Origin of the sequence: Paenibacillus rhizoplanae, assembly GCF_042684125.1 — a bacterium.
In the GTDB taxonomy this organism is placed as follows: Bacteria; Bacillota; Bacilli; order Paenibacillales; family Paenibacillaceae; genus Paenibacillus_AQ; species Paenibacillus_AQ rhizoplanae.
The window spans coordinates 1-25714 of record NZ_JBHUKY010000013.1; the positions used below are offsets into that span (position 1 = coordinate 1).

The following is a 25714-nucleotide window of genomic DNA, read 5'->3' on the forward strand; positions in this document are numbered from 1 at the left end:
GTTGGTTTCGTCACCTATAACTTCGAGAATTTGGGGAGGTACTCCTTTTTCTATGCTCAAAAAAACCAGGTATAGCAAGGGTTTTTAATTATGAAATTGTCTCCAGAATACAACATTCCTCTTATAAAAGGAATCAAATTCATCAATTGTTGTACGAAATGCAGGATTCCCTCTCACCCAAGCGACTAAGCACGCTAATTCCTGTATTCTCTGCAACAATCTCACCAAACAACCAGGGATGTGCGAATCCAAGTTGTAATAAATGCAACATTAGCGAAAGATACCAACAGTACTTGGCACTTCGCCCTCGACACTTCCGCACTCTCACTCCCGTGCAACTACATTCTATTTAGTTTTCCACACACATCCGCCCTCCTCACCCCGCTCCAGCACATCCTATTCAGTTTTTCACATCCATCCACCTCACTCCCCCCACTCCACCCCACCCCCCAACAAAAAAGAGACCTCCCCCCGCTAACGCGGACGTAGGACATCTCTTCTCCGAATTATTCTCTTTGTCTATATTACTCTTATTTGCTTCTCTTAAGCCGACGTAAGTCGATATAGGCTTAAGCCGTATGCCGTGATGGCTTCAGGCTCATTCCCTTGGCTTTGGCTGCTCTGGCTACCGGAGGCTGCAGCGAAACCGCCAGGATACAAGCCAGAATGCACAGCAGCCCGATGATGTTAAAAGTGGGCTTGAACCCGCCAAGGAAGGCGGCGATGAATGAACCGGACAGCGCGCCGATCCCGAAGCCCTGATAGATGATGCCGTAGTTCTTGCTGTGATTCTTCAGGCCGAAGAAGTCACTGATAATCGCCGGGAAGACGGTAATGTTACCACCGAAGCAGAAGGCGATGGCCGCCACACAGGCGAAGAACAGGCCATAGCTCAGTGTGGCATAGCTGAGGGTAAACATTGCCACAGCCGTTACCGCCAGCGTAATACTAATCAGCTTGGTCCGGCTTACCCGGTCGGATAATGCTCCAAGAATCAGGCGTCCGGCCGTGTTGAAAATAGCAATCATCGCCACAGCATTCGCCGCCGTCGCCACATCCATCCCCGCCAGCTGCACACCGATATCCTTCACGATACCGATCAGATAGAGGCCGCTCATGCAGGCGGTGAAGAAGATCACGAACAGCAGGTAGGCTTCTTTCGTGCGGAGCATTTCTTTTACCGTATAATCCTTAGGAAGAAGTGCAGTCCCGGAGGCAGTCATCTTCTGATTGACTATGACAGGTGCAGCTACCGGAGCTTCCCGGACCAGCAGCGAGCCGATGAGGATCATCATCATGACCATAAGGCCCCAGTATAGAAAAGCATTCGACACCCCCGCCGATTCAATCAGGCCGCCGTTGATGTATTTGAAGATCAGACTGCCCGTTCCGTAAGCACCCACGGACACCCCGGAGATCAGTCCCTTATTCTTCGGGAACCACTTCATCAGGTTGGACAGCGAAGTAATATACGCCGTTCCGTCCGCATACCCGACCACTACGCCAGCCAGCAGGTAGAACATCGGCAGGGAACTGGCCTGCGAGCTTAGAATCAGCCCCAGCCCCAGCAGTATGCCGGAAGCTGCGGTCAGTCTGCGGAGACCGAACCGGTCCTGCAGCTTGCCTGCGAACAGTGTGGCGAAGGCCAAGGCAAAGCTGGTAATAGAAAACGTTATCGAAACTGAGCTAAGCTCAAACCCAAATGTACTGACAAGATGTGCATTGAACAGGCTCCAGGTGTAGATGGTACCGAGTCCCATTTGCATAATTACTGTACCTAGTACGATGAGCCACCGTTTACTGGTCATTGTCGTTGTCATGGTGATTCCTTCTTTCTCTTTCGAAGTCGCTTCAGGGCTTACTTTGCCTCTTTATTGTAGCGAAAGGAGCTCCTTCTGAGAGAAATCCGGAATGAGATGACACTGACGGGGAATGAACTGCCGCTAGAGACGCATAATCTGCCTGAACTCCTTCACTTTACTGCGGCTGACGGGCACCTCGACATTCAGATCACGCAGCCTAAGCAGATAGGTATTGTTGAACCAGGGGATGATTTCCTTGATTTTGGACAGATTGACGAGATAGGAGCGGTGACAGCGGAAGAACTGCTCCTGCGGCAGGCGGGTATGGAATTCACTGATACTTAGGGTCATGCTGTATTCCTCCCCCTTGGTGATCACACTCGTTGTTTTCTCCTGCGCCGAAGCATAATAGATCTCGTCTGCATCGACGACGATAATCTTTTCATTTTTCCACAGATTGACCTTATCGCTGCCCAGCTTCACCGGCCCCTCTTCCCCCTGGCGGCTTCTGGCCGCGATGGCACCTTCCAGCTTCTGCAGCATCGCTCTGATCCGCGTCTCGCTGTAAGGCTTCAGAATATAGTCGAATGCTTCAATCTCGAACGCCTCGGCGGCATGCTCCTTATAGGCTGTAATGAACACAATATACGGCTTGACCGCGAACCGGCTGATATTATGGGCCAGCAGCACCCCGTCAATCGAAGGGATATTGATATCCAGGAAAATCACATCCACCGTATCGGTCTGCAGATACTTCAGCGCATCCAGCCCGTCCTCGAATTCCGCCGCAATCTTGAACTGACTATGGGTCTGAATCAGATACGTAAGCTCCTGTCTTGCCAGCACTTCATCCTCGACAATGATCGCTCTCATCGCTGCTCCTTTATCACATCAAAATATATTTCCGTCCCCTTAGCCAGCCGGTGGATGGTCAGACCCGTGCCGTAGATCAGCTTGATACGCTGGTGTACGTTGTTGAGGCCGATTTTGTTGCCCTCCATGCTTCCGCTGTAGACCTTCGCAATCGTCTCTTCACTGATTCCCGCTCCGGTATCGGCAATTCGCACCCTTACGCTGTCTCCGTGGTCCTTGACCGAGATGTCCACCGTTCCGTTCCCTTTCCCCTTCAAAATCCCGTGGATAATCGCATTCTCCACCAGCGGCTGAATGACCAGACTCGGAATGCGCACCGCTACCTCATCTATGTCGTACAGAACGCTCAGGCGGCTGCCGAAGCGGGCCTTCTCAATCTCCACATAATGCTGCACCTGCTGCAGCTCGCGCCGGATATCTATGGACTCATCGGTCAGCTCCAGATTATACCGCATATACCCCGACAGATTGACGATCAGCTCACGCGCCTTGTCCGGGTCGATCCGGATCGAGGAGATAATCGCATTCAGCGCATTGAACAGAAAATGGGGGTTGATACTGGTCTGCAGTGCCTTCAGCTCGGCCTTGTTGGCCATCTCCTTGATGCCCTCAACCCGTGACACCTCCATCAGTGTGGAGATGATCTGTGACAGCCCTACAGCCATAGCCTGGAGGGAATAGGTGATTTTATGCGCGTGGGTATAGTAGATCTTGAGTGATCCCGTCACCTCCCCCTTCTCCTTAAGCGGGATAATGATCAGCGAGCGAATGTCCCGGTTCATGTACTCAGTATCGTCGTCACGGATGGTAATCTCCCCGCTGCTCAGCGTCTGCTTCGTCTCCTCACTGATGATCTCATTAGCTTCGGCATAATATTCTTCCCCGACACCCACGTAGGCCAGAATGACTCTGGTATCGGTAATTGCCACCGCATCGGCCCCGATATCCTCTTGGATGATTCCGCAGATCGTACGCAGCGACTCGGGAGTAATACTGCGGAAATACGGAAGCGTCTTATTGGCAATCTCCAGCGCCAGCTTGGACTGCTTCGCGGCAATACGTTCTTTCTCCCCTTCTACACTCTGCACAAGCGTAACGATCAGCCCGGCACAGATCTGCCCCATAATCATCGGAAAAGCAATCTTGGACACGATATCCACCCCCAACGTGTGGGGATCAGCCATCACCAGAATCAGTGCCATCGTCAATGCCTCACAGGCCATTCCGGCAGCAATGGCAGCGATCCAGCGGCGTTCAGGCGAAGTGCGCCGGTAGATGATCCCGGATACCACACCGGCTGTAATGCTGGTAATCAGACACGGGAGCGAGGTGACCCCGCCGATATCGATCAGGAATCGGTGTACGCCCGAGAGGATCCCGGTAATCAGTCCGACCCAAGGGCCGAACAGAATCCCCCCGGCTATAATGGCGATAATCCGCACATTGACCAGAGACCCTTCCACATTAATCCCGCTGTAGGTTCCGAAGATGGCGAACAGGCTGAAGATGACCGTGACAATCGCCAGCTCCTGCGGCGCATGAATCCCTTTGGCAAAAATCTCCTTGAACCTCGGCACCCGGCTTAGGACGAACAGACACATCAGCAGCAGCGCTGCCCGCTCAAACAATTGCAGCAGAATACTCAAATTATATTGCACACTCACGCCTCCATAGGACAAGCTATCGGTCCATTATAAGATGGGATAATGGTTATAGCAATCCGCCCAGCCGCCTCTAATGGTTGAGATAATCCTATTGGATTTCCAAACCAGGATGTCGTGTTCTCTCCTGGGTATAAAAGCCCTTCTATTGCGGAAAATTAACTATTATCGTATGGTTTCTTTAAAGGAGTGATAGCTTGTGCGTATAGCTTTTTGGATTGTATTTGCCTTTGTTGGTGTTTTGATCTTTTGGATAGTTGGCGGCTTAATTGGCCGTAACAAACGAAAGTGAATCTATGGGGCTATAACAGCCCCTCAAAATAACCGGGCAGTAGAGTTCAAAAAATGTTAATATTATTTTCATTTTTTAAAACTATCACTTGTTATTATATGGTATTATATAGGAACAAACGTTCTCTTTGAGGTGGTTTATTTATGTCGAATTTCAGAGTGAAAGATCCATATCAAGTGTGTCCAAGTTTTGAAACAGAACATTTTTTTGTAAGGTTAGTAAAAATCGAAGATGCTGAAGATCTTTTAGAATGCTATTCCGACCCTGTTTCTAATCGTTTGTTTAACAGCGATAACTGTATGAATAATTTCAATATACAGACATTAGAAAAAATGAAAGAATACATAGGTTTTTGGCTTTATGAATACGAAAGAAAATATTATGTACGTTTCAGCATTGTTAATAAGAGTACAGCAAAATCGATTGGGACTATTGAATTTTTTACAAGGAATGAACCTGAAAAAAAACATGGGAATATCGGAATTTTGCGGCTTGATCTTGGTTCTGAATTCGAGATTTCGAATGTAATTACCGAGTTGTTACAAATGATTGAGGATTATTTTTATGACTACTTTGGAGCAAATAGTATTGTTACAAAAGCAATACCTTTTGGAGAACAAAGAAGATTATCACTTAAGCAGTTGGGTTATCAAATTTTTGATGATCCTCAAATCATATCTTACAACGATTACTTTATTAAAATGATGGGATTCAACTGACGGAAAACGTTAGTTCAACAACACAGCGGCAGTCTATGACTTTATTTTCTCGTTCAGAGCTGCCGCGATATGCTGAGTTTTCTCACCGTTCTATCCTTCCTTACTACACAGTATGCGTCCACTGTTCAATGCCTCTAAACTGCCAGATCAATCCCCACCACACCCACAATCTCCCCGTCGCCGTTCGTAATTGCTCTGGAGAGTGTGATGCAGGAACGCTTGGTAATGGCCGAGACGTACGGCTGCGATACGAATTGCCCTTCCGCCATTGCCCCGTTCCACCACTCACGGCGCTTCGCATTCAGCAGCCCGGCCGCAGGCTCGGAGTAGATGAAGGTGCCATCTGTCCGGTTGGACCAGATCGCCTGCACATCCGGTACCTTATTCTTACAGGCCGTAAGAACTCTGCCATGGATGTCCGCATCCGCTGCACACATCTCCTGCTTGGCTGCTATCTCCTGAAGCACCGTCTGCATTTCCTCAAGCCGCGCCGTATATTGGCTCAGCTCAATGACTTCGCGTCCGGCAATGCCGTTCACCGACTGCTGCAGGGTCTGAGATTCCAGCAGCAGACTTGCGCTGATCTCATTAAGCTGTCCGATCTGTGTCCGTTGGCGGGTTACCTGCTCCAGAGTCAGGTCTACGCCAGCAATGGTCTCGTTGACAATCCCTACTGCACCGCTCAGTTCGCCGGTCACCTCGTCGATCAGCCTGCTCTGCCGCTCTGCCGCAGCCGCTGACTCCGTAACTATGACCCCAACTTCCTCCACCCGGGCCGAGATATCCCCGAGGCGCTGCTTCACCTTCGCCACTTCATTCACTCCATGCGCAACCGCAGTCTGCTCCTTCGTGACCGACTCCAGCACCTGCCGTACTCCATGATTGAGATCCAGCAGCACCGCCGTAGAGCGCTCCACGGAATCCCGGCTCTGATCGGCAAGCTGCCTGATCCGGCCTGCGACCACAGCGAACCCCCGGCCCGCTTCCCCGGCCCGCGCAGCTTCAATCGAGGCATTCAGCGCCAGCAGCGAGGTCTCATTGCCAATGCCTACGATCAGGGTGTTCATCTCCTCCACCAGCGCAATATGTCCGCTTAACACGGTGAATTTGCCCAGCATATCTCCGCTCTGCTCCTGCAATTCCTCCATGACCCCATCTGTATTCTTCAGCGAATCCAGCATATCTGCCATCCCCGTGCGCGCCGCCTGCATGGCTGCGTTCAGCCTTCCGTTCAATTCTCCAAGATGTCCGGTAACCGCCGCTACTCCGCCCATTGTGGCAAAAGCGCCTTCAATATTGGCCTTCGCCTCATTGCTGCGGGTCTGCAGCTCCACCTCGTAGGCATGCGAATAGTCTGCCGTCTGCTGAAGCCCTCCGGTATGGCGGGTGATCTCCTCCAAAGCACCATGCAGCCGGTCTGAGGTCACAACGATCTCATTGCCGAGCAGCTCTACCTTGCTCCGGGCTTCCGCCAGTTGCCCGGCTCCGAGCACTCCGCCCCGGCGGATATCCAGCACAAGCCCGGCAAGCGCCGCCATCAGCAGCATATAGACAACCTTATGTACCCAGTACATCTCCATCCATAAGCCATACAACCCCACACTCAGCAGTAAAATAATAACGATAGCGGCCTTGCTCCGGCGAATTCCCATTCTGCACGTTCACTCCACTCTGTCATGTTATGTATTCTAACATTATATCAGCAGAGTTAAATTAAGGGAACCACTACTATATAGATTGCAATTGTATTTCTTCTGTTATGGGATTGCTGTGAGCTTTCAGGCGGTCGCTACCGTTCCTCCAGTTCCAAAATTCTCCTCCACCACTTTTCCCTTAACCTAAATTTCCAAGTTCAATCTCTATAGGGACAAAATCATCCTAACGAATGAATAAGATTACCTTCACGCGAATACAATGTATGCTGTTTTTCACATACCTTTGGTCCATATGCCGCTGTACCAGCCAATTGTTATTCGGTTTTAAGCATACCTTCAGCTTCCAGTCACATTCAGCATCAAAATCATTCTAATAAAAAACAGCCGCACCCCCAGCTTTTGAGGGTACGGCTTTCCTTACAGCGTCTTCCCGCCCAGGATTATACTCCTGCCGTCTGTACGCTAACCTCCTGGATGTTCTTCGCCATCATGCTGCGGGCGATCCAGACGCCAGCCGCCCCGGCCTGGGCCAGTCCCCGGGTAATGCCCGCCCCGTCGCCGCCGCAGTAGAGGCCGGAGATTTCGGTCTCGAACTCATCCGTCAGCTTCGGACGGGCGGAATAGAATTTCGCTTCCACGCCATAGAACAGAGTATGCTCGGAAGCGATGCCTGGGGTTACCTTTTCCAAAGCTTCAACCATTTCAATCAGGCTCTTCATCGTGATGTATGGCAGTACCAGCCCCAGATCGCCGGGCACCGCTTCCTTCAGCGTCGGCTCCAGGAACCCTTCCTTGATCCGGGTCTCCGTAGAACGGCGGCCTCGCAGAATATCTCCATATTTCTGTACAATGACCCCGCCGCTGGACAGATCATTCGCCCGCTTGCAGATCTCCCGGGCATATTCATTCGGCTTGTCGAACGGCTCCGTGAAGGTATGGGAGACCAGCAGTGCAAAGTTGGTATTCTTCGAGCCCAGCGCCGGGTCCTTGTAGGAGTGCCCGTTCGCGGCCATCGCTCCGCTGTGATTTTCCACGACCACATGCCCCGAGGGATTGCTGCAGAAGGTGCGGACACGTGTACCCACGGAGGTATTGAAGATGAATTTGCCCTCATACAAATGCTCATTAATCTCCCTCATCACCACATCCGAGGTCTCTACACGCACCCCGACATCGACCTGGTTATTGTACATTTTGAGCCTGCGCTTCTTCAGCACCTCTGTCAGCCAGGCCGAGCCGTCCCGTCCCGGAGCAATCATCACCAGAGCGGCCTCATGACTCTCCCCGTTCTTCAGCGTAATACCTGTGATGCGGTGTGTTCCGCTCTCTTTGACAGTAACGATGTCTGCTACTTCCGTCTTGTATAACATATCAATGCGTGTCCGCAGATATTCATAGATCGATTTCAGAATCTCCAGGTTCTGCTCGGTTCCGAGGTGACGGACCTGCGCCCGCAGCAGCTTCAGCCCGGCGGCATATCCCCGCTGCTCAATACCGCGAATACTCTCCGTAGTCGGATCGGTAATGACCGGGGTTGCCCCATGCTCCAGGTTGATTCCATCCACATATTCAATCAGCTCCATCACCTTGGAAGGAGGCAGATAATCGGTCATCCAGCCGCCGAATTCGGTTGTAATGTTGAATTTGCCGTCACTGTACGCACCCGCACCGCCGAAGCCCGCAGTAATGGAGCAGGCCGGCAGACACCCGGCGAATTCCTTGCGGCCGGAGGCGGGCGGACAGAGCTTGATTTTCTCCTCCAGGATCGGGCAGTTGCGGCGGTAGATATCATGTCCCTTGTCCACCAGCAGCACCTTCAGCTCAGGGGCCTTTAGCGTTAATTCATAACAAGCGAATATTCCAGCCGGACCGGCTCCAACAACAATTACATCATATTTACTCATATCTTCTCTGTTCCTCCCAGGGTGAAACGGCTTCGGCCTGCAGTTGACAGGGGCCGCGACGCGTCTCTGCGGTATATCAGTCCACTTCTCCAAGCAGCATATTTAACAGCACACAAAAATCCCGGCCTCTTCATAGGTATGCAAAATGCACCCTATTCGTAGCCAGGAATTTACGGTCCCCTGTAGAAACCCCCAAACCTTATCATTGAGGATATACGAACAGCTTAACCCGTTATTACGGGCCAATTGGAATTTTACCGAATAAATCCGAATGTGTCAATGATGAATAGCATTAATAGTTCGTGTTTATAGCATAACTCGGAATTACACACTCAGATCACCTAACAATTACCTCACAAACACGAACGTTATTCCAGACCTAGTACCCGACATAAGACCCAGAAGGAAAAACGAGAACATTGTCGAATATATAAGTACATTGACACTGGAAAAGAGGAACATCTTATGCAAATCCCGCCGCCTACTCCTCGCCAAATGTATTGGAACCGCGTCATCCTCAATACCTTTTGGATGGCGTTTATTGTTTATCTGACCAGCCAGCTATATGTTTACTTATCCATGTGGGGCCACCGGCCCGAGTTGTCCGACAAGCCATATCTCATTAGGCATATATGGATTCCAGATGCTATTCTGTTCGCCCTGCTGCTGATTCTGGAGGCTGTCCATAAATACAAGCCGTTGTTATCCGAATTCTCAATTATTCTTGGAAGCCACCTGTGCGGCATCGTGTTCATCCTGAATCTTAGTTCCGAATATCATGTGAAGCCGCTGATTATGCTGCTTCCCCTGCTGGTATCCATGATCTATCTGAGGGAGAATTATCTGAGGATTTCCTCTGTGATCTGCCTGATCTACATCATCCTACTGTTTCTGAACACCTCTATTACCGATTACACGCTACGCATCCAGAACATCATTATCACCCTGATCTTAGCCGGAACCTCGCTGGCCGGCTTTGGTGTTATAGCCCGGGGCAAGGATCTTATGCGCTCGCTGGAGAATTCGTTAAAGTCAGAGCAAGAGCTGCGTATCCAGAACATCATTATGGACAGGCTGTCCAAAATCGACCCCTTGACCGATCTGTACAACCACAAGACCTTCCATGAATATATGGGCTGGCTGATTGAGCACCAGCAGAGCAATCCTTTTCCCATGCAGCTGGCTGTTATTGATATCGATAATTTCAAAAAGGTCAATGACCAGTACGGACACTGGGTCGGAGACATCGTTCTCCGGCAGGTCGCCGCTGTTATGCTACAGCATATCGACTCGGATGATTTCGCAGCCCGGTACGGCGGGGAGGAATTCGTAATTATTCTGACAGCCAAGACATTGGAGGATTCGAAACGGATCATGGAGAATATCCTCATGGGGATTGCGAGCCTTCGGATCAGCGAAATGGACAACAACTCGGTTACCGCGAGCATCGGAATGCATGAATATAACGGCGGGGATTCCAAAAGCTCTATCTTTCAGCAAGCGGACGACTCCCTGTACGAGGCCAAGAAAACCGGCAAAAACAAAATCGTCATCCTCTAAGGCCCTTCTCCCTCTATACGCTAAATAAACTCACAAAGTGTGACTTTAGCTTCGATGATGATTCAGGTACTTTGCGGGGGCCCCAAAACATATGATTTCTATATTTCAAACAAACGGGTCCACCGTGCATAGCAACCTATGCCGGGGACCCGTTTGTCATCTGAACCTGTTCTGATATCTATTCCAGCTCCTCCGCCCCATACCGTCTCTGCGGAACGAGCAGTTCCATCACCTGGCGCTGCGGCACCGGGCGGCTGATCAGATACCCCTGCACCTTGTCACAGTGAGCCTCCCGGAGGAAAGCCCATTGGCTGGCATCCTCCACGCCCTCTGCTACTACATCCAGGCCCATCTTGTGGCCCAGAATAATAATCGTCTGCACAAAAGATTCACTAAAGGCCTTATCGGCCAGGGAATCGATGAAGATTTTATCCATCTTAAGGGTAGAGATCGGCAGCTGCTGCAGATAGCTAAGGGAGGAATACCCTGTTCCGAAATCATCCAGAGCAATCCGTATCCCCCGGGACTGCAGGAACTCCAGCTTGCTGACCGTACTCCCGAACGACTCCATGAAGATCGACTCTGTGATCTCCAGCTCCAGACTGGATGCCGCAAGGCCGCTCTCCTCGAGACTATCCAGCACAATCTCTACGAAATCATCCTGCAGGAGCTGAATAATGGAGATATTCACCGATATTTTGTAAGGAATGCCGGTCCGCTGATGGATGCTGTTCATGAACTTGCAGGCCTCTCGCAGCACCCATTCGCCGATATAGATAATCAGCCGGGAATCCTCGGCGATCTTGATGAAGGAGAGCGGGGAGACAAATCCGAGGACCGGACTGTTCCAGCGGATCAGAGCCTCGAAGCCTGAGATCAGACCAGTCTCCATCTGTACCTGCGGCTGGTAATGCAGCTCGAATTCGTTATTATTCATCGCACTGCGCAGATGCTTCTCAATATTCATCCGGTCATTGAAGGCGGTATGCATGGATTTATCGTATACGACATAAGTGCTTTTCCCCTCTTCCTTGGCCCGGTACATCGCTACATCAGCGTTCTTCAGAATCTCTTCCGTCGTCTCGCCGTCTTCCGGATAGAAGGAGATCCCGATACTGGAGGACACATACAGATTGCTCTCACCGATAAGAAAAGACTTGCGGAACGCACGCATAATATCCTCGGCCAGATTAAGCACATCCACACGGTTCTCAATATCCTTGAGGAAAACAACAAATTCATCTCCGCCCAGCCGCGACAGCATATCCGTCTCACGCACAACCGACTGGAGACGCTCACTGGCCTTGCGGATCAGAATATCGCCGGACTTGTGTCCAAGCGTGTCATTGATGTATTTGAAATTATCCATATCTACAAAAAGCAGCGCCGCGCTGCCGCCCGTCCGGCGGAAATAACTCTCCATCGTCTCCAGCAGACTGAGCCGGTTCGGAAGATTGCTAAGCGAATCCACATAAGCCAGACGGTGCATATTCTTCTGATTCTCCAGCAGCATATCATATTGCCCTACAATCTCCTGCTGGGTCGCTGTAAGCTGCTCATAGGTCACTTCCAGCTCCCGGTAGCTGTTATTCAGCTTGAATTCAGCCTGCTTCCGCTTGCTGATGTCAATTAGAGAGCCGAGGAACAGGACAATCTGATCCTTCGGGTCAACGATCGATTTTCCCCGCACCTCGAACCAGATGTACTCCCCTTCTCCCGTCCTCATACGGTATTCGGTTTCATAGATCGGGGTCAGTCCGGTAAGATGCGCCTGTCTGGCCTTGCGCGCGGATTCCTGATCATCCGGGTGGATAATGCTAAGAACGCCTCCCTCGAAGGAGTTGATCTCCGCCTCGGTATATCCCATCACCTCGTACCACCGGTCCGAGAGCTTGTAGAAGCCGCTGTCCCAGTCCAGCTCCCACATGTACGCACCCGAGCCTTCCGAGGCGAGGCGGAACCGCCGTTCGCTGACCCCCAGCTTATTGAACTGATCCTGCAGCTCCACCTCTGTCGCCGCCAGCTCCTCATAAGTGGACTCCAGCTCCTCGTAGCTAAGCTGCAGCTTAAGCTCATTCTGCTTGCGTTCATCGATGTCGATGCCCACCAGCACGAGGATATCCTCCGCCTGCTCGTCCATCCCCTTGATGAGAGCCGTACGGAGGGAGAAATAATGTGCACCCGGAGAATGGTCAGGGAGCCTCAGCTCCACATTAGTCGCATAATCCTGTGCTGCCGCCCTAACAAGGAGATTCCTAAGCACGGCTGCTCCAGCTTCCAGAGGCAGCTCATCAATGCTTACGCCCAGCACCTCCTTCTCCTTCAGCCCGGTCATCAGCTCGGCATATTTGTTGAAGCGCACACTTCGTTTGTCCCCGTGAACGGCCCACACAATCACCCCGGTATTCTCGATCACATCCTTGAAAAATTCCTGTTCAGAGTGAATCGTACGGCGCAGCCGCCGGATATAGATCCGGAGCAGAATGGCGCCCAAAACCAGCAGAAGGGTCCCGATGGAGAATAAGGTAAAAATCCGGTTACGCATTTTTTCATTATAATGGTCGGAATGCACGAAGAAATACTGCTGATACAGCTCTTCGAAGGCGCCCGAGCTTACCATATGCTCTAACCTTGCATTGACGTAGGACACCAGCTCCGGCTTGGACTTGCTGATGCCGTAGGCCACATCCTGCGGATACAAATTGCTCATTTTGCGGATAATATTACCGGTTAAGCCCTGTTCCACAATCAGATAATCGACCACCCCCTGATTCTCGAACAGCAGGTCGATCTCGCCCTGACGCAGAGCCTCCAACGCATCCGGTACGGTTGCATATTCTATGTATTCTGAAGGCGGTATACCCGCCTTGTTCTGCAGGATGGTCTCTGCATATTGTCCTTTACCGATACCGATTTTGTACTTACGGAGTGTGCCCAGCGTGACCTCACCCTGGAGTCCTTGACGCGAATAGACGGAAATATAGCTTTTTAACACGGGTCTTGAGAAAAGAATGTCCTGCTTCCTCTCCTCGCTGACAACCATCAGCCCGGTAGTATCAATCCCGCCCTCAGTCAGCCGCCGGTACGTCTGCTCCCAATTCCCGGTGCTGTAGTGGACAAGATATTCATTCTTCTCAAAGATCATACTTGTCAGATCAATATCGAAGCCAGTCAGATAACCATTCTGTATGTACTTATAAGGTGGATACTCCAGTTCTGCCTGGTACTTAATTTCCTGTCTTTCGGCATAAGCGGCAGCGGGGTGTGCAAGCATGAGCACAATGCTAATTAGAAGCAACAATTTACACCGCTTCATCGCAATTCTCCTTTATCCCAGTAAGATCGGCTTAATATGTATACAAGCTTATTCGACAAAAAATGGGAGGGTTCCTGCTCCTTTTTTCTCATTTCCGATAAATTGTGCACATCCTGTGGTTCCGTATCCTTAACTCTTGAGCGCACAATCTTAGATTTAATCAAAAACTTTAGATTTGTATTGCTTTTTGCGGTTAAAATGTGGATAATAACATTAATGGTTGATAATGATTATCATTATTGGATGTATAACATTCATTATTTTCTATATTTGAGCTAAAAGGAGACTGAACACCCATGAACGCAGCCACTACCCGGACCGCCCTGCAGGTTGACGATTACCTGGACCTGCTCAATCTTGCTGTGAAAGTCGGAGATATGAAATGGCAGAAAGAAATCAAGTCCCGGTTGCAGTATATCCTGTGCCTGCAGACCAGATAGCCCATTTCATACAGAAATAGATGAATATAGCTTACTTCTTACATAACCGCATCCCTTAAGGGGGTGCGGTTTTTGTGCGGTTATCCCGTCAATTCAGCGGTGCCTGCATCTGCGGCGCTTAGAATGTTTAATGATATAGTATAATGATCAGCATACTACAATGAACAATAGCCTATAGATCGGAGTGTGTCAGATTGAGAAAAAACCTCACCCTCGCCTTGGTCTTGATATTATCGCTGTTGTGGATACCGGGGGTCTATGCTGCGAATGTCCCCGCACAGCAGGGAGTAATTACGGATGAAGCCCGGCTGCTGTCTGCCCAAGAAGCAGAGAGCCTTAGCCGGATTGCCACTACAGACCGGTACACCTTCCACGTCTTAACCGTTGATTCGCTGGCCGAGAGCGACATATCCAGTTATGCTGCGGATGTATATGATACCTGGAGGCTGAAGTCCCGGGACATCCTGCTCCTGATCGCTTACGAAGATCAGCTAACCGAGATCAGCTTCATTAACCCCGGGCTGCAGGATGCGCTCGATGCCTGGTCCATACAACAGGGCGGAGCTGCGGGTAACGCAGCAATTAACAAGGTGCTGGAGAAATATTTCAATCCTTATGCCAAAAACGGAGATATCCCTGAAGGCATACGTTCTGTGATCCAACAGATGCAAGCCATTGGCAGCAGCGGACAGAGCGGTAATACTGGCAGCGGTGCGGCAGGCGGTGCGGCTGCGGGTACCGCAGGAGCCGCCTCCGGTGCTAACGGCAGCGGCAGCGGATTCCCCCTCCTGCCGGTTGCAGGCGGCCTTGTCTTAGCCGCCCTGCTGATATTGCTGCTGTATGTGCTAATTACCGGACTGCGCCGCCGCAAGGGACTGTTCGCACAGCGCGAGCAGCTCGCCGACCTGCTGGTACGGGCGAACCATGCTCTGGAATCCCTTCAGCCTTTCCAAGGGATTGTGCAAGGCAAGACCGGGGAGATGGTCGAGGGCATCTCGAAGCGCCTGACCTCCCGGCTGGTCGAAATCTCTGCATTGCAGACAGCAGGGCAAGCACCATTGCCGCCGTTCTACCGCTTGTCTGCGCTTAAGGCGGCGGCAGAGCAGCTTCAGCAGACAGAGGGGGAATTCCGTGCCTCCCTGGAGGAAGAAGAGAAAAAGGTCGCGGTCATAAGCGATGCCGACCGGAACGTCAAGCAGCAGATCACCGAGCTGAAGCAGGCTGCCCCCGAGCTTGAAGAACAGCGCCAGCAAGCGGTCCGGGAGACGGGCTATACGCTGGAGAAGATTGCCCAAGATCTTCAGGAGCTGGCTGAAGAGACGGCCAAGGCAGATCAGTTGGAGCTGTTCGACCCAATCGCCGCTCAGGAGATTACTGCACAAGCGAAGGAGCGGCAACAGCAGATTGTGCAGGATGTGCAGGATGTGGAGACCTTTGAAGACAAGCTGAAGGCCTTCCCCGGTATCCTGGCGGCTACCCGCAGCCAGATTGCAGAGCTGATCGACCAGAACTCCCTGCACAATATGAAGGTTAAGCCTTACGACAGCCTGGAGCAGGCTTCCACTGCTGCCAGTTCCATGGAAGCGCCGCTGAACAGCGGCGATATGGACGAAGTACGCCGGATTGGTGCTGACATGGATGCCCTTCTGACTGAAGCCATAGCTATGACGGAACGCCAAGCTATGATCCGGCAGAATAATCTCAGGGATCTGGAGACTGTACGCAGCACATGGGCAACGCTTAGCCAGCGGCGGAATGAATTGCAGAGCCGGCTGGCCGGGGCGAAGAACCGGTTCGCCCGGCAGCATCTGGACGCTCTGGAGAAGCTGCTGGAAGAGGCCGGCGGCGCACTGCGGCAAGGCGCGGCAGAAGTGCCGCAGCTTGAGACCTGGACCAGCGATGCACGCGGAGAGTATGACAATGCCCGCAGCGGGCTGGACCGGCTGCTTGCCTTGCAGGATGAGACGGCAAACAGCATGAGTAGCATTAGCAGCAGTCTAGACTCTCTGGAGGAGCGCCTGGACAGCCTGAACAGGCTGTTCACGGAAGGGCAGGGCCGGGTGGATGCCGCCTACAATCTGCTGAACAGCAGAGGAATTGCCTCGCAGAACCGCTTCCAGCTGTCCCTGCTGCCTGAGTATACCGAGCTGGAACAGCGTCTCGCCTCGGGTCCTTACGATCTGGATCAACTGGAGGAGACAGGACGCTCCTACGCTTCGCAGATCGCGTCCTTCGTAGAGGAAGCGAACCGGCTGGTCCGCCAGAAGGAAGAGGCCGAACGCGCAGCCAGAATGGCCATGCTGCGGGAGCAGCAGCGCCGGGACCAAGCCCGCAGACGCAATTCCGGCCCCCCTTCGGGCGGAGGATTCGGTGGCGGCGGACGCTCCTCCGGCGGCTCTTCTTGGGGCGGCGGCAAATCCGGCCGAAGCTCCGGCGGCTCCAAGTGGTAAGCAGCCGATTGCCGCTACAGCACCTCCTCACCCTAACAGGTGGATGATGTAACAACTTATTCTACGACCTTAAGCGAAATCAGGGGCATTAGTGTCCCTGATTTTTGCTTTCTATGTACTTCCTCCGGACCATGCACCCTCGTACTGGCACATTACTAAAGAGAACGCACCTTTATACTGGAATGTGTGACATCTCACTATAATCATCTCAAGCTCCCTATGCCAACACTACGGACGCACAAAAGCGATCCCCCTATCACCGGAGAATCGCTGTTGTGTCGTGTTATTGCCGTTCAGTGAGACTCATCCTCCAGAAACGGCTTGTTCACATAGTAATACATCACGCCCATTAGCACGCCGCCGCCGATAAGATTGCCTAATGTGACCGGGACGAGATTATGCACCACGCCTCCCCAGGAGATCGTACCGGGGTGGTCCAGGACGAGGGCAATCGCGAAGGTACACATGTTGGCAATACTATGCTCGTACCCTGAGATGAAAAAGCAGAACACGAACAGCACCATGGCGAACATTTTGGCACCGTCGTTCTTCATTGACATTGGCACGAAGAAAGCCAGACAGACGAGCCAGTTACAGAGAATCGCCCGGAAGAACAGCTGCATCGCCGGAGCTTCCATCTTATGAGCCACCACATCCAGCAGGAACCCGTTGACAGAGGAATCATAGAACAATCCGGTCAGAAAAATAAGCAGCGCAAACGCCGTAGCCCCAAGAATGTTGCCCAGATAGCTGACGACCCACATCCGCACAACCTCAGTCCATGCCAGCTTGCGCCTCAGTGCCGCATAGGTGTAATAAAAAGTATCCCCGGTGAACAAATCGCCCCCGCCGTAGGAAATCAGGATGATGGCTGCGCCGAACGTAATCGCAGCCATCGGATAGGTCATCGGCGATTGTTCCATATAGAAGAAGTTGCCGGTCTTAAAGGCTACGATCACGCCGAAGCCGATAAACATGCTGGCGAGCATGGCCCTGGCAATGTAACGCCATACGCTTTGCCGGAAGATCTTCTGTTTCTTAAGTGCAAGCTTCTCTACCTGCAGCAGTGCCTCGTTCTCCATTTGACCCTCCGTATTCACTTTATATTTTCAGTGGTGCCGGAAGACTGATGTACAGCCTCCAGCTATTATACCCAATAAACCACTGGAAATTGCTTGAATCACAGAGCATCAATAATTTATGGATTCCGTTCACTGTCCGCACCCTTTTTCACAGGCCGTTATCCTCCCGATCATTCAGGCTGGCAATCGCCTCCGCCTTCTCACTGCTGGCTACGACGATAAGCACCACGATCAAGCATCCCAGAATCATCCCGCTTATCCCCTCTTTCTCCACAGGTCGCCTTAGTGACAACGTATGAGGGAGAGCGGGATAATATGAGTGGATTTCTACCGGCCCAGAATCAAACCCCTAATTCAAAAAGCTGCTCAGCCCGCTCTCCGCCTGCTTCAAAGCCTGCGGCTGCGAGCCCTCATTCAGCCCGAGCCGGTTGTTCAGCTGGGTGTTGATGGTGGTCATTTTGGACGTATAATCCTGACAGCTCTCGATGATCCGGCGGTTGGACTGCTCTGAGGTATCCAGGGCACTGAGCAGGTCGCCAATGGCCTGATTCACGGCTTCCAGGGACATGGATGGCTTGGAGAGCAGCTCCGTAGTCTTCTCGGTCGTCGTGCGCAGCAGCCGCGCATTCTCCTTGAACTGGTCCTCGATCGTCTTGTTGGTGGCTTCGACCGCATTGATGACATTCTCCTGATCAGCCAGGGACATCGCAATCATCGCCGAGACGGTGATCAGGTTGGAGGTCTTATCAATCGCGTTGTTTACGGAATCAATCAGCTTGTCATTATTGTCATTGATGATATCCGTTGCCGCAATCGCCTGATTGTAGAGCAGAATCATCTCGGTCATGGACTGAATCCGCACCATGACCTTACGCAGCCCGCGCTCCAGATACGCTTTGCGGAATTCATTCTCGGGCTTGGCGATCTCAACCTCGAACAGCTCCTTCAGCTTGTTGCCGAAGGCGATCTTGGTCTGGAGGTTATAGATCTCCTCCATGGAGGTGCGCTTCAGCTGGCGCATGTTGACGATGCTCTCCTCCAGCGTATCCCGGCCGTCACGCAGACCGGTGATAATGGCATCAATGTTGGTGCGGACCGACTGATATTTGTAGACATAATTCTTAAGCGGGCTTTTGCGCAGCATTTTGCCGAAGAAGCTGACATTCTTGCTCTGCTGAAGGGTCTCGCACTCACCCCGCAGCTTCATAATCATATTGGGCACTTCCACCCGCTTGCCGCTCATCAGGTCATTAACGGGGCGGTCCAGCAGCTTCAGGGTCTGGCCTGCCTTCTCCTGCGTCTTCACCCCAAGCTTCCCGATATCATCCATCAGGGAATCCAGCGCCACCGTGTCAGTCTTGGCTACCTGCTCAATTAGCTGGGAAGCCTCCTGGACTACCTTCTGCTCATCTTCTTTTCTAAGCTCAATTAACTGCGTGGACATGGCTATCCTCCTCCTATAATTCGGAACTGCTGTAGCGCTGATGAATCAGTTCCGCCTTGGTCTGAAGTTCCATCAGGTCTTTGTGCTCAATCGTCGACGCAATATCGGAAATTTTGGCATCGACATCACGCAGACCGTTCAGCAGCATTCTCCGGTTTCTTGTCTTGGCTTCGCCGCCCAGGCGCAGGAACGGGTTGATTACTCCATTAAGGTCCTTCAGCACCAGTCTGCGGACGGTATGGTTGATCTCGCCATTGCCCAGCTCCTGGAGCAGCGGAATGACGCGCTGCAGCCGGGCGAACAGCGCCAGCGACTTCTCGACAATCTCATTGTCCAGCGTATCCTTCTGCCCTTCGGAGATAATCATATCCTCCAGAATACTGAGATACTCCACCACCGGGGCGAACTCTGCCCCGATCTGTATTTCCTCCCTGTGTCCGGCTCCCGGATGGGCCGGGGAGGCCTGTCCCGCAGCAGCAGGAGTCGCAGCAGCGGCAGCAGACGAAGCCTGCGGCGCAGCTGCGGATGCCGCTGGAATGGCCTTAGGCTCCTGTCCGGCAGGAATCACCTCCACCGGGAGATTCACTCTTGTGCGCCTGAGCTCCGGCACCGCTAGTGCCGCCCCGATTACCGGAAGCAGCAGCGAGACCAGCTCAGGCAGGAAGCCGCTGGTCAGTACGGCTACGACATAACCGGCACCGGCATACGCCAGTACTTTGAATTTAGCTTGCATTCCTCTCACCTCTTATGAGCGTGAACGCTACACGCTCAATTCACGGAATCCGTAATCACGGATTCTCCGTTTATTCTCATGATCAGCGGCTGCTCAACATGGCTGGCCAGGACGTTATGCTCGAACTCCGCAGGCAGAACCTCGCCGCCGAGCGCGCTTTTGACAGCCAGATAAGGGAAGTTGATTCCGGACAGACAGGAGATATGCAGGCCGCCGGACATCCGCGGGTTAATCTCCAGCAGCTTGGGGACGCCGCCGCTGTACTTCATCTGGACATTGAAATTGAACGGAATCCGGTACGTCTCAGCCACCCTGCGGGCAACCTCCGCAAGCTCTGGAATATACTCCATCAGCCGCAGACGGCCGCCCGCCTTCCGGCGGGGGACGGCAGCCAGCAGATTGCCCTTCTCATCCGACAGACAATCAATACTATATTCATAGCCCTCCAGCAGTTCCATCACCATCAGGTTAGGGAAGCTCCCGGCTTCTGCAAGGATGCGGTAAGCCTCCCCGAAGGAGATCAGCGGAGTCACATGCCCGAACAGCTCCTCCACGGGACTGCGGTCATTATCAATGATCCGGAATCCGAGTCCGCCTTCCGTCTCGGTAGGCTTGAAGCAGACCTTGTGTCCTTTGGCTGTGAGATCTTCATAAGCTTCCCTGAACTGTTCTGCATTACTAACCACATGATAATCAGGGATCGTCATAATCCCGTTGGTCTTCACGCTCTCATAGAACTTGCCTTTGTCCATGATCATCTCAAGCAGATCCAGATCACGGCAGACCAGCACCTTCGTCCCGATCTCATCGAACAGCGAAGCATGCAGCGCAATATCGAGCATATGCAGCCGGGGGATGAAGATATCAATCTCATTCCGGCGGCAAAAATCAACACAGAACTGCACGTATTCAATGCCTTCGAGCGCCGGCTCGGTTCCGGCCACATCGGCGCCTTGCAGCGACATATGGTGGATATCCGGGTGGGTGGCGAAGATTTGCACCGGAATCCCGTCTTCATTGCCCCGGATGAGATTCATATAGTGATAGGCAACAGAGAACCAGCGGTTGAAATATATATTTACCTTTTTCATGGTGGCGGTCCAACTCCCAATGCTGTCAAATGTGTATAAATCCTGTGAACATACTGCATAATCTCATCCGCGGCAAACACCCCCGGCCGCTCAGTAAACGGATACTCTAAGTGTACTAAACCCGCCTGCTGCTCGGCAAATATTTCTCCGTGACAGGGGGCTATGGCATAGTCGGCGGCGGCGAGCAGGCTCTTGTCCAGAAGAGAGTCGCCAGAGGCGACCATCGGCTCCGAATGCACGGTGCGGCGGACATGGATAATGGCATCGCTTTTGTTAACTGCCTCCGGCACGATGTAGAGCTTGCGCCCCTGCAGGGATACCTTCCAGCCAAGCTCACCCAGCCGCTGCGCCATCCGGGCAATCTCCTCCAGCGGCAGCGAATCCCGGTGAACCACGAACGTAAAGAACAGCTCATCGCAATACCGCCGGCTAATGATCCATTCTTCCCGGACCACAGCACGCACGATACTTTCGGCTTCTTCCGCCGCTGCGGAGCCGCGTTCCACCGCTCTGCCTACAGCCGTCCGCCAATCCAGGTCCACTACCCCGTTCACAAGAATATTGCCCCCATTGCTGGTGATGGCATAATCCGGAATGACCGTCTCCTGGAACAGGTTAATCCGCCGGTACTGGGCAATCGTACGTGTAGTGACCGGCATGAAAACAATCTTCGCCGCCAGCTCTTTCAGTGTAGCCAGAGCCTGCTGTGAGATATACGATACCGTTCTGCCGTCAACAACCTCTGCCGGAACCAGACCGGGGGTGTCCTCAGGAACGCCTATCGCGCTAAGAGAGTAGATCAGCGTACGGTCCAGATCGCTGGCGTAGATCATTCACTCTCCCCTTTCAGCGGCTTGATGATTCCGCAGCAGGAGTAGGTCAGCCCGGGATAGACCTCTACCGGCACGCCCCGGTCCTCAGCCAGCAGCAGAATATGCCGCAGGTTGGGATTATCCAGCCTGTCTACAAGAATTCTCCAGGGCACTCTGCGCAGCAGCACACGTGTCGTCTCGCCCACTCCGGGCTTCACCAGATTGATATTATCTATGCCGAAGGTATCCTGAATACTGCGGATATCGGCCAGCCCCTGCCAGGTAATCTCCGGCGGATGCTCCAGCATCCCCGCAGCCTGTGCTAGTGCCTCTGCCGCTACTTCGGCGAAATACGGGGTAATTGCTTCAACGAATACGTTGGACAGATCACTGTCCAGCCATTCCTTGTAGAATTTGGCCCCGTGGAATTCCTCAGCACCAATCAGATCATCGCGGAGCACGGTACGGCTCATCAGGCCGGATACCGTGGAGTTCAGGCAGGCGCTTGGAATCAGATAATCCTCCCGGGTGCCGTAGGTTCCCGAGCAGTGCCCGGGGTCTGCGAGTACCGCCAGATCATCATTTAGCGTAATGCCATATTTCTTATGCATACTCTCACAGGCCTCTATCAGCACCTGCCGGATGGCCCCCTTACCGGTCCAGCCATCGATGAATTGCAGCTCGGCATCCCGTCCATGCTGCTGCAGCATGTAGAGTACAGCATTCTCATCAATCCCCTTACCGCGGATAATCGAGATGCTGTAATGCGGAAGGTCCGCTCCATATTTCTCAAGAATATAACGTTTGATCAATACCCCGATAGGAGTGCCCGCTCTCGCCAGAGAGACCAGCACGGTATTCTCCGTTCCCCGCCGGGCTACAATCATCTCGGACACCACAGCTACAGCCAGCGCCACCTTCCTCGCAGTCAGCTGCAGCGTCTCATGAAACAATTCGATATACTGCTCTGTCGGCTGGTATTCCACCGGAAGCATCTCCGAATAATGCACGCCGGACTGGATCGCTTCCTCCCGCTCGGCCGTTCCCCGCTCCAGGGATACATCGCTTAGATCCTTGAGCAGAAAGGTAACGTCGGAAGCAGGATAGCTGCCCAGCGCAACCGGAGGGGATATTCTTCTGTTGTGAATCGCTTCGATATCTATTCCCTTCATAGCCCTGAGCCTCCCGTATGTGGTTCTGAGCTGAGCACAACAAGATGTACCTTATTGCCCGCCAGCCTCTGTAAAATATCCGTCATCGGCGCAATCCGCTGCCAGGGTACCTCCCGCTCCAGCAGGACGAAGATATCGTCATACTGGCCGGGGTCCACATTATAGATGAAATTCGTGATCTCCGTATCGCCTGCGGACGGATAGGCAGCGGCGTTATGCACGCCGTAATCCTCACGCCGCTCGGGATGGATCGGACTGCGGGTCGAGGACTGGTACAACACGCCTTCCCCCATCTCTGCGGCGATCCGCATCGGCAGATACATGAACTCGCCTACGCCCATCACCAGCGTACGGGCACCTTCGCGCAGTCCCCGGAGCTGCCTGGCCACACGGCTTACACCTGCATCTATTTGCGCATTATCCGCAGACTCCAGCCCGAAGCGGCCGCTGTGCTTCAGATAAGGCGATGAATTGATAACGCCCTGCCCATCCGCCGAGGTTACCGGAAGCCGCTCTAAACCGTCGAATACATAAGTGGTTACAAGCTCTGCGCCTGTGGAAGCAGCGGCTCCGCTATCAGCTGCGGCTTGCAGCTGCGGTATTCCCTCAACCTTGATGCTTCCCTGAAGCAGGGATAAAGCGGTTATCCGTATACCCAGCTCTTGCTCCAGCTCACGGTAAGCTTGTATATTGGCATCGCTCCGCCAGTCCAAGAGAGAAGCCACTACATACTCCCTGCGCGGGAATTTGGACTGGATATCCCGGATCGTATTAATTGCCGTATTACCGGTCGTAATCTCGTCATCCACCAGCACAATCGGCTCTGTCCCCGATAACAACCCGGCGTCCAGGGCATAGCAGAGATGATCTACGGCGTGGGAATGCTCCTCTTCAAAGGTGACCACCGATTCCAGCTCAGGAATCATCTCACGCGTGGTATGAATATAAGACGCACCGCCAGCGAACGCATTATACATGCTATGGCCCAAGGCGGTAGCGGTTTCGGCGAATCCGATAAACAGAACCGGCTCAGGCAGAGCCAGGCGCGCAGCAAGCAGCGCATGATAAGCTTCTTCCGCATATTCAGGATGGATCAGGCCATGAACGGCCTGGTTCATCAGCGGGTCCATAACCACCCGGTCAGCGGTATCCGCGCTCATCTCCAGATACAGAAGCAAGGCGAGTGCCGCTCCGCTGAGCAGCGGGGTATACGGTCCTACGGGAATATGCTTGCCCAGCACTTTGCTGACGAACAGGAAGGAGCGCTTCTTATTGATTCGTGCAGCCATGGAGAACAAGGAATCCACGGGCATATGAAAAGGATTGGAGGTTTCCGTTACCGTAACCTGCAGATTCTCGACAATGTTAAACGTGTGTATACTCGTTCTCGGGTAGTAATCCGACAAAATTCTGTTGTTCATGTAACACCCCGTATATTTGAGATCGTAGTAAGATTCGTCTGGCCCAGTTCAAATGAGGCTTGATTTCATTCATTTTGTTATAGTATTCACTCTTGAACACGCCGCGGCTGCCATCATTGCTGTCTACAATACTTAAGGCATCCACATACTCTTCATGCATTACGGTATACATTGCCTGCACCGGTCTGAGGTGGGAAGGGTGGATAATGGTTTTGCCCACAATGCCGTTCTCCTTGTCCAAAATCACTTCCCGGATCAGCCCGTCCATCGAGCTTGAGATGAAGCTGTTGCGCATCTCGCGGCCATGCTTGCCGTAGGTATCCTCGAAGGGCGTCTCCCGCAGCTGCGGGCGGAGGACCCGGTGCCCCTTGCTGGCAAAATACTCCCACACGGGTCCTGAGATCACGTAGCCTTCCTCCACCCGGCCAAATACATTAATAATATCCGACATGCAGTCACGGATCGGTGTCAGGTCATAGATGCTGATATCCGGGCTGCGGCGGAGTCCGAACAGACTGGAAAAGTCCGTCGCTCCAATCCGGACATTCAGCACATACTCGCGGTATTGCCCAAGCAGATCGCGGACCCCCAGCAAAGTATCCATCCGGCTCTCCCGGTAGATAACCGGTGCATTCTCCAGAATCGGCATCCCATACAGCACAGGGGCTGAATAGCTCCGTGTGTCATTATAATCGGCAATGGCCTCGAAATAATCCGTACCGTTCTCTACAGAGAATTTGGGGAAGACGAAGCCGGTCAGCATGGTGATTAATGATCCCAGCCGAAAAATCAGATCCCGCAGCTGTGCAGGGTTACGTACGCGGATGAACAGCAGCGGAAGACTGCCGCGCTGCTCCGGCTCATTCTCCGCATAAGCGGACAGAAACGCCAGATGCCTGACGATGGACTCTTCAGCATAATCCACTTCACCGTCCCCGATGGCATCCTCCAAATCTATGATTACCGTGATAAGCCCCGAGGCTCTCAGCTTAATAATATCTTCGGCAACACTGGCACGGGTGGCCGGCATATAAAGGGCTGCTCCGACGGCATAAGCCAGTAAATCCTTGCGGGTAGTGTGATCAAATGAAACCGGCGGAACATGGAATAATGAGGCTTCCTGTTCTTGTGTGAGGTAATCGAAATATCTCAAGGCCCTTCCCCCTTAATGATGTGCCAAGCACCTGACAAATAGCCATTTGCAAGCAAGCAGAACCAGCGATGCCGTCCTCTAGGGGACGGCATCCGGCTTGCTCAAGACCCAGGCAAAGGCCATGCTACAACATA

Annotated in this window: 18 protein-coding genes and 1 riboswitch; of the genes, 4 read left to right on the plus strand and 14 right to left on the minus strand. The window is 52.7% G+C overall.

Annotated features, from left to right (window positions below; genetic code table 11):
• Positions 1 to 569 precede the first annotated feature (569 nt).
• The 3 genes from ACFSX3_RS04860 to ACFSX3_RS04870 form a co-directional block, all read right to left on the minus strand.
• Positions 570 to 1820, minus strand: coding sequence for an L-lactate MFS transporter (locus ACFSX3_RS04860; protein WP_379258292.1), 1251 nt, complete (start codon positions 1818 to 1820; stop codon positions 570 to 572).
• A 123-nt stretch (positions 1821 to 1943) separates the two neighbouring features.
• Complete coding sequence (locus tag ACFSX3_RS04865) at positions 1944 to 2675, minus strand: LytR/AlgR family response regulator transcription factor (protein WP_209992901.1); 732 nt, start codon at positions 2673 to 2675, stop codon at positions 1944 to 1946.
• Positions 2672 to 4276 carry a LytS/YhcK type 5TM receptor domain-containing protein gene (locus ACFSX3_RS04870; protein WP_209992918.1) on the minus strand — a complete coding sequence of 535 codons (1605 nt, stop codon included), beginning with the start codon at positions 4274 to 4276 and terminating at the stop codon, positions 2672 to 2674. Before ACFSX3_RS04870 ends, ACFSX3_RS04865 begins: the two co-directional genes overlap by 4 nt.
• A 495-nt stretch (positions 4277 to 4771) precedes the next feature.
• Between ACFSX3_RS04870 and ACFSX3_RS04875 the strand changes: the two genes are divergently transcribed.
• Complete coding sequence (locus tag ACFSX3_RS04875; RefSeq protein WP_209992900.1) at positions 4772 to 5347, plus strand: GNAT family N-acetyltransferase; 576 nt, start codon at positions 4772 to 4774, stop codon at positions 5345 to 5347.
• Between the two features lie 134 nt (positions 5348 to 5481).
• On the opposite strand, the gene ACFSX3_RS04880 is transcribed toward ACFSX3_RS04875, so the two are convergent.
• Together ACFSX3_RS04880 and ACFSX3_RS04885 are read right to left on the minus strand one after the other, a co-directional pair.
• Entirely contained in the window at positions 5482 to 6999 is a 1518-nt protein-coding gene (locus ACFSX3_RS04880) for a methyl-accepting chemotaxis protein (protein ID WP_209992899.1), read from the minus strand.
• 443 nt (positions 7000 to 7442) lie between these two features.
• Complete coding sequence (locus ACFSX3_RS04885; RefSeq protein WP_209992898.1) at positions 7443 to 8906, minus strand: NAD(P)/FAD-dependent oxidoreductase; 1464 nt, start codon at positions 8904 to 8906, stop codon at positions 7443 to 7445.
• Between the two features lie 139 nt (positions 8907 to 9045).
• Positions 9046 to 9145, minus strand: a riboswitch (purine riboswitch).
• A gap of 226 nt (positions 9146 to 9371) precedes the next feature.
• On the opposite strand from ACFSX3_RS04885, the gene ACFSX3_RS04890 reads away from it, so the two are divergent.
• On the plus strand, positions 9372 to 10466 hold the full coding sequence (locus tag ACFSX3_RS04890) for a GGDEF domain-containing protein (RefSeq protein ID WP_379258295.1): 1095 nt from the start codon (positions 9372 to 9374) through the stop codon (positions 10464 to 10466).
• A 178-nt stretch (positions 10467 to 10644) separates the two neighbouring features.
• On the opposite strand, the gene ACFSX3_RS04895 is transcribed toward ACFSX3_RS04890, so the two are convergent.
• Entirely contained in the window at positions 10645 to 13782 is a 3138-nt protein-coding gene (locus ACFSX3_RS04895) for an EAL domain-containing protein (RefSeq protein WP_379312675.1), read from the minus strand.
• Positions 13783 to 14078: 296 nt separating this feature from the next.
• Between ACFSX3_RS04895 and ACFSX3_RS04900 the strand changes: the two genes are divergently transcribed.
• Positions 14079 to 14222: a hypothetical protein gene (locus tag ACFSX3_RS04900; protein WP_171720322.1), complete on the plus strand. Its 144-nt coding sequence runs from the start codon at positions 14079 to 14081 to the stop codon at positions 14220 to 14222.
• A gap of 194 nt (positions 14223 to 14416) precedes the next feature.
• A complete protein-coding gene (locus ACFSX3_RS04905) occupies positions 14417 to 16672 on the plus strand; it encodes a TPM domain-containing protein (protein ID WP_209992895.1) in 2256 nt (751 codons plus the stop codon).
• Positions 16673 to 16965: 293 nt separating this feature from the next.
• Here ACFSX3_RS04905 and ACFSX3_RS04910 read toward each other — a convergent pair whose 3' ends face one another.
• The 8 genes from ACFSX3_RS04910 to ACFSX3_RS04945 form a co-directional block, all read right to left on the minus strand.
• The gene (locus ACFSX3_RS04910) at positions 16966 to 17754 is read right to left on the minus strand and encodes a formate/nitrite transporter family protein (RefSeq protein ID WP_209992894.1); all 789 of its coding nucleotides are present in this window, start codon (positions 17752 to 17754) and stop codon (positions 16966 to 16968) included.
• A 349-nt stretch (positions 17755 to 18103) separates the two neighbouring features.
• Positions 18104 to 19198, minus strand: a complete 1095-nt coding sequence (locus ACFSX3_RS04915; RefSeq protein ID WP_036695607.1) for a toxic anion resistance protein — start codon at positions 19196 to 19198, stop codon at positions 18104 to 18106.
• Positions 19199 to 19211: 13 nt separating this feature from the next.
• Entirely contained in the window at positions 19212 to 19931 is a 720-nt protein-coding gene (locus ACFSX3_RS04920) for a hypothetical protein (protein WP_209992893.1), read from the minus strand.
• A 35-nt stretch (positions 19932 to 19966) separates the two neighbouring features.
• Positions 19967 to 21022 (minus strand): ATP-grasp domain-containing protein, encoded by a 1056-nt coding sequence (locus ACFSX3_RS04925; protein ID WP_209992892.1) that lies wholly within the window; start codon positions 21020 to 21022, stop codon positions 19967 to 19969.
• Complete coding sequence (locus ACFSX3_RS04930; protein ID WP_209992891.1) at positions 21019 to 21855, minus strand: HAD family hydrolase; 837 nt, start codon at positions 21853 to 21855, stop codon at positions 21019 to 21021. The genes ACFSX3_RS04925 and ACFSX3_RS04930 overlap by 4 nt, the downstream gene beginning before the upstream one ends.
• The gene (locus ACFSX3_RS04935; protein WP_209992890.1) at positions 21852 to 23006 is read right to left on the minus strand and encodes a cysteine protease StiP family protein; all 1155 of its coding nucleotides are present in this window, start codon (positions 23004 to 23006) and stop codon (positions 21852 to 21854) included. Before ACFSX3_RS04935 ends, ACFSX3_RS04930 begins: the two co-directional genes overlap by 4 nt.
• Positions 23003 to 24295 (minus strand): phosphoribosyltransferase domain-containing protein, encoded by a 1293-nt coding sequence (locus tag ACFSX3_RS04940; RefSeq protein WP_209992916.1) that lies wholly within the window; start codon positions 24293 to 24295, stop codon positions 23003 to 23005. The genes ACFSX3_RS04935 and ACFSX3_RS04940 overlap by 4 nt, the downstream gene beginning before the upstream one ends.
• Before the next feature lie 76 nt (positions 24296 to 24371).
• Positions 24372 to 25580, minus strand: a complete 1209-nt coding sequence (locus tag ACFSX3_RS04945; protein ID WP_209992889.1) for an HpcH/HpaI aldolase/citrate lyase family protein — start codon at positions 25578 to 25580, stop codon at positions 24372 to 24374.
• Positions 25581 to 25714: the final 134 nt, after the last annotated feature.

What these genes read in the sequence shown, in the direction of transcription:
- ACFSX3_RS04925 (WP_209992892.1), bottom strand. Translation starts at nt 21,022, where the DNA reads ATGAAAAAGGTAAATATATATTTCAACCGCTGGTTCTCTGTTGCCTAT.
- ACFSX3_RS04935 (WP_209992890.1), bottom strand. Translation starts at nt 23,006, where the DNA reads ATGAAGGGAATAGATATCGAAGCGATTCACAACAGAAGAATATCCCCT.
- ACFSX3_RS04880 (WP_209992899.1), bottom strand. Translation starts at nt 6,999, where the DNA reads ATGGGAATTCGCCGGAGCAAGGCCGCTATCGTTATTATTTTACTGCTG.
- ACFSX3_RS04885 (WP_209992898.1), bottom strand. Translation starts at nt 8,906, where the DNA reads ATGAGTAAATATGATGTAATTGTTGTTGGAGCCGGTCCGGCTGGAATA.
- ACFSX3_RS04915 (WP_036695607.1), bottom strand. Translation starts at nt 19,198, where the DNA reads ATGTCCACGCAGTTAATTGAGCTTAGAAAAGAAGATGAGCAGAAGGTA.
- ACFSX3_RS04910 (WP_209992894.1), bottom strand. Translation starts at nt 17,754, where the DNA reads ATGGAGAACGAGGCACTGCTGCAGGTAGAGAAGCTTGCACTTAAGAAA.
- ACFSX3_RS04865 (WP_209992901.1), bottom strand. Translation starts at nt 2,675, where the DNA reads ATGAGAGCGATCATTGTCGAGGATGAAGTGCTGGCAAGACAGGAGCTT.
- ACFSX3_RS04860 (WP_379258292.1), bottom strand. Translation starts at nt 1,820, where the DNA reads ATGACAACGACAATGACCAGTAAACGGTGGCTCATCGTACTAGGTACA.
- ACFSX3_RS04875 (WP_209992900.1), top strand. Translation starts at nt 4,772, where the DNA reads ATGTCGAATTTCAGAGTGAAAGATCCATATCAAGTGTGTCCAAGTTTT.
- ACFSX3_RS04940 (WP_209992916.1), bottom strand. Translation starts at nt 24,295, where the DNA reads ATGGCTGCACGAATCAATAAGAAGCGCTCCTTCCTGTTCGTCAGCAAA.
- ACFSX3_RS04895 (WP_379312675.1), bottom strand. Translation starts at nt 13,782, where the DNA reads ATGAAGCGGTGTAAATTGTTGCTTCTAATTAGCATTGTGCTCATGCTT.
- ACFSX3_RS04870 (WP_209992918.1), bottom strand. Translation starts at nt 4,276, where the DNA reads ATGTGTCTGTTCGTCCTAAGCCGGGTGCCGAGGTTCAAGGAGATTTTT.
- ACFSX3_RS04890 (WP_379258295.1), top strand. Translation starts at nt 9,372, where the DNA reads ATGCAAATCCCGCCGCCTACTCCTCGCCAAATGTATTGGAACCGCGTC.
- ACFSX3_RS04900 (WP_171720322.1), top strand. Translation starts at nt 14,079, where the DNA reads ATGAACGCAGCCACTACCCGGACCGCCCTGCAGGTTGACGATTACCTG.
- ACFSX3_RS04930 (WP_209992891.1), bottom strand. Translation starts at nt 21,855, where the DNA reads ATGATCTACGCCAGCGATCTGGACCGTACGCTGATCTACTCTCTTAGC.
- ACFSX3_RS04920 (WP_209992893.1), bottom strand. Translation starts at nt 19,931, where the DNA reads ATGCAAGCTAAATTCAAAGTACTGGCGTATGCCGGTGCCGGTTATGTC.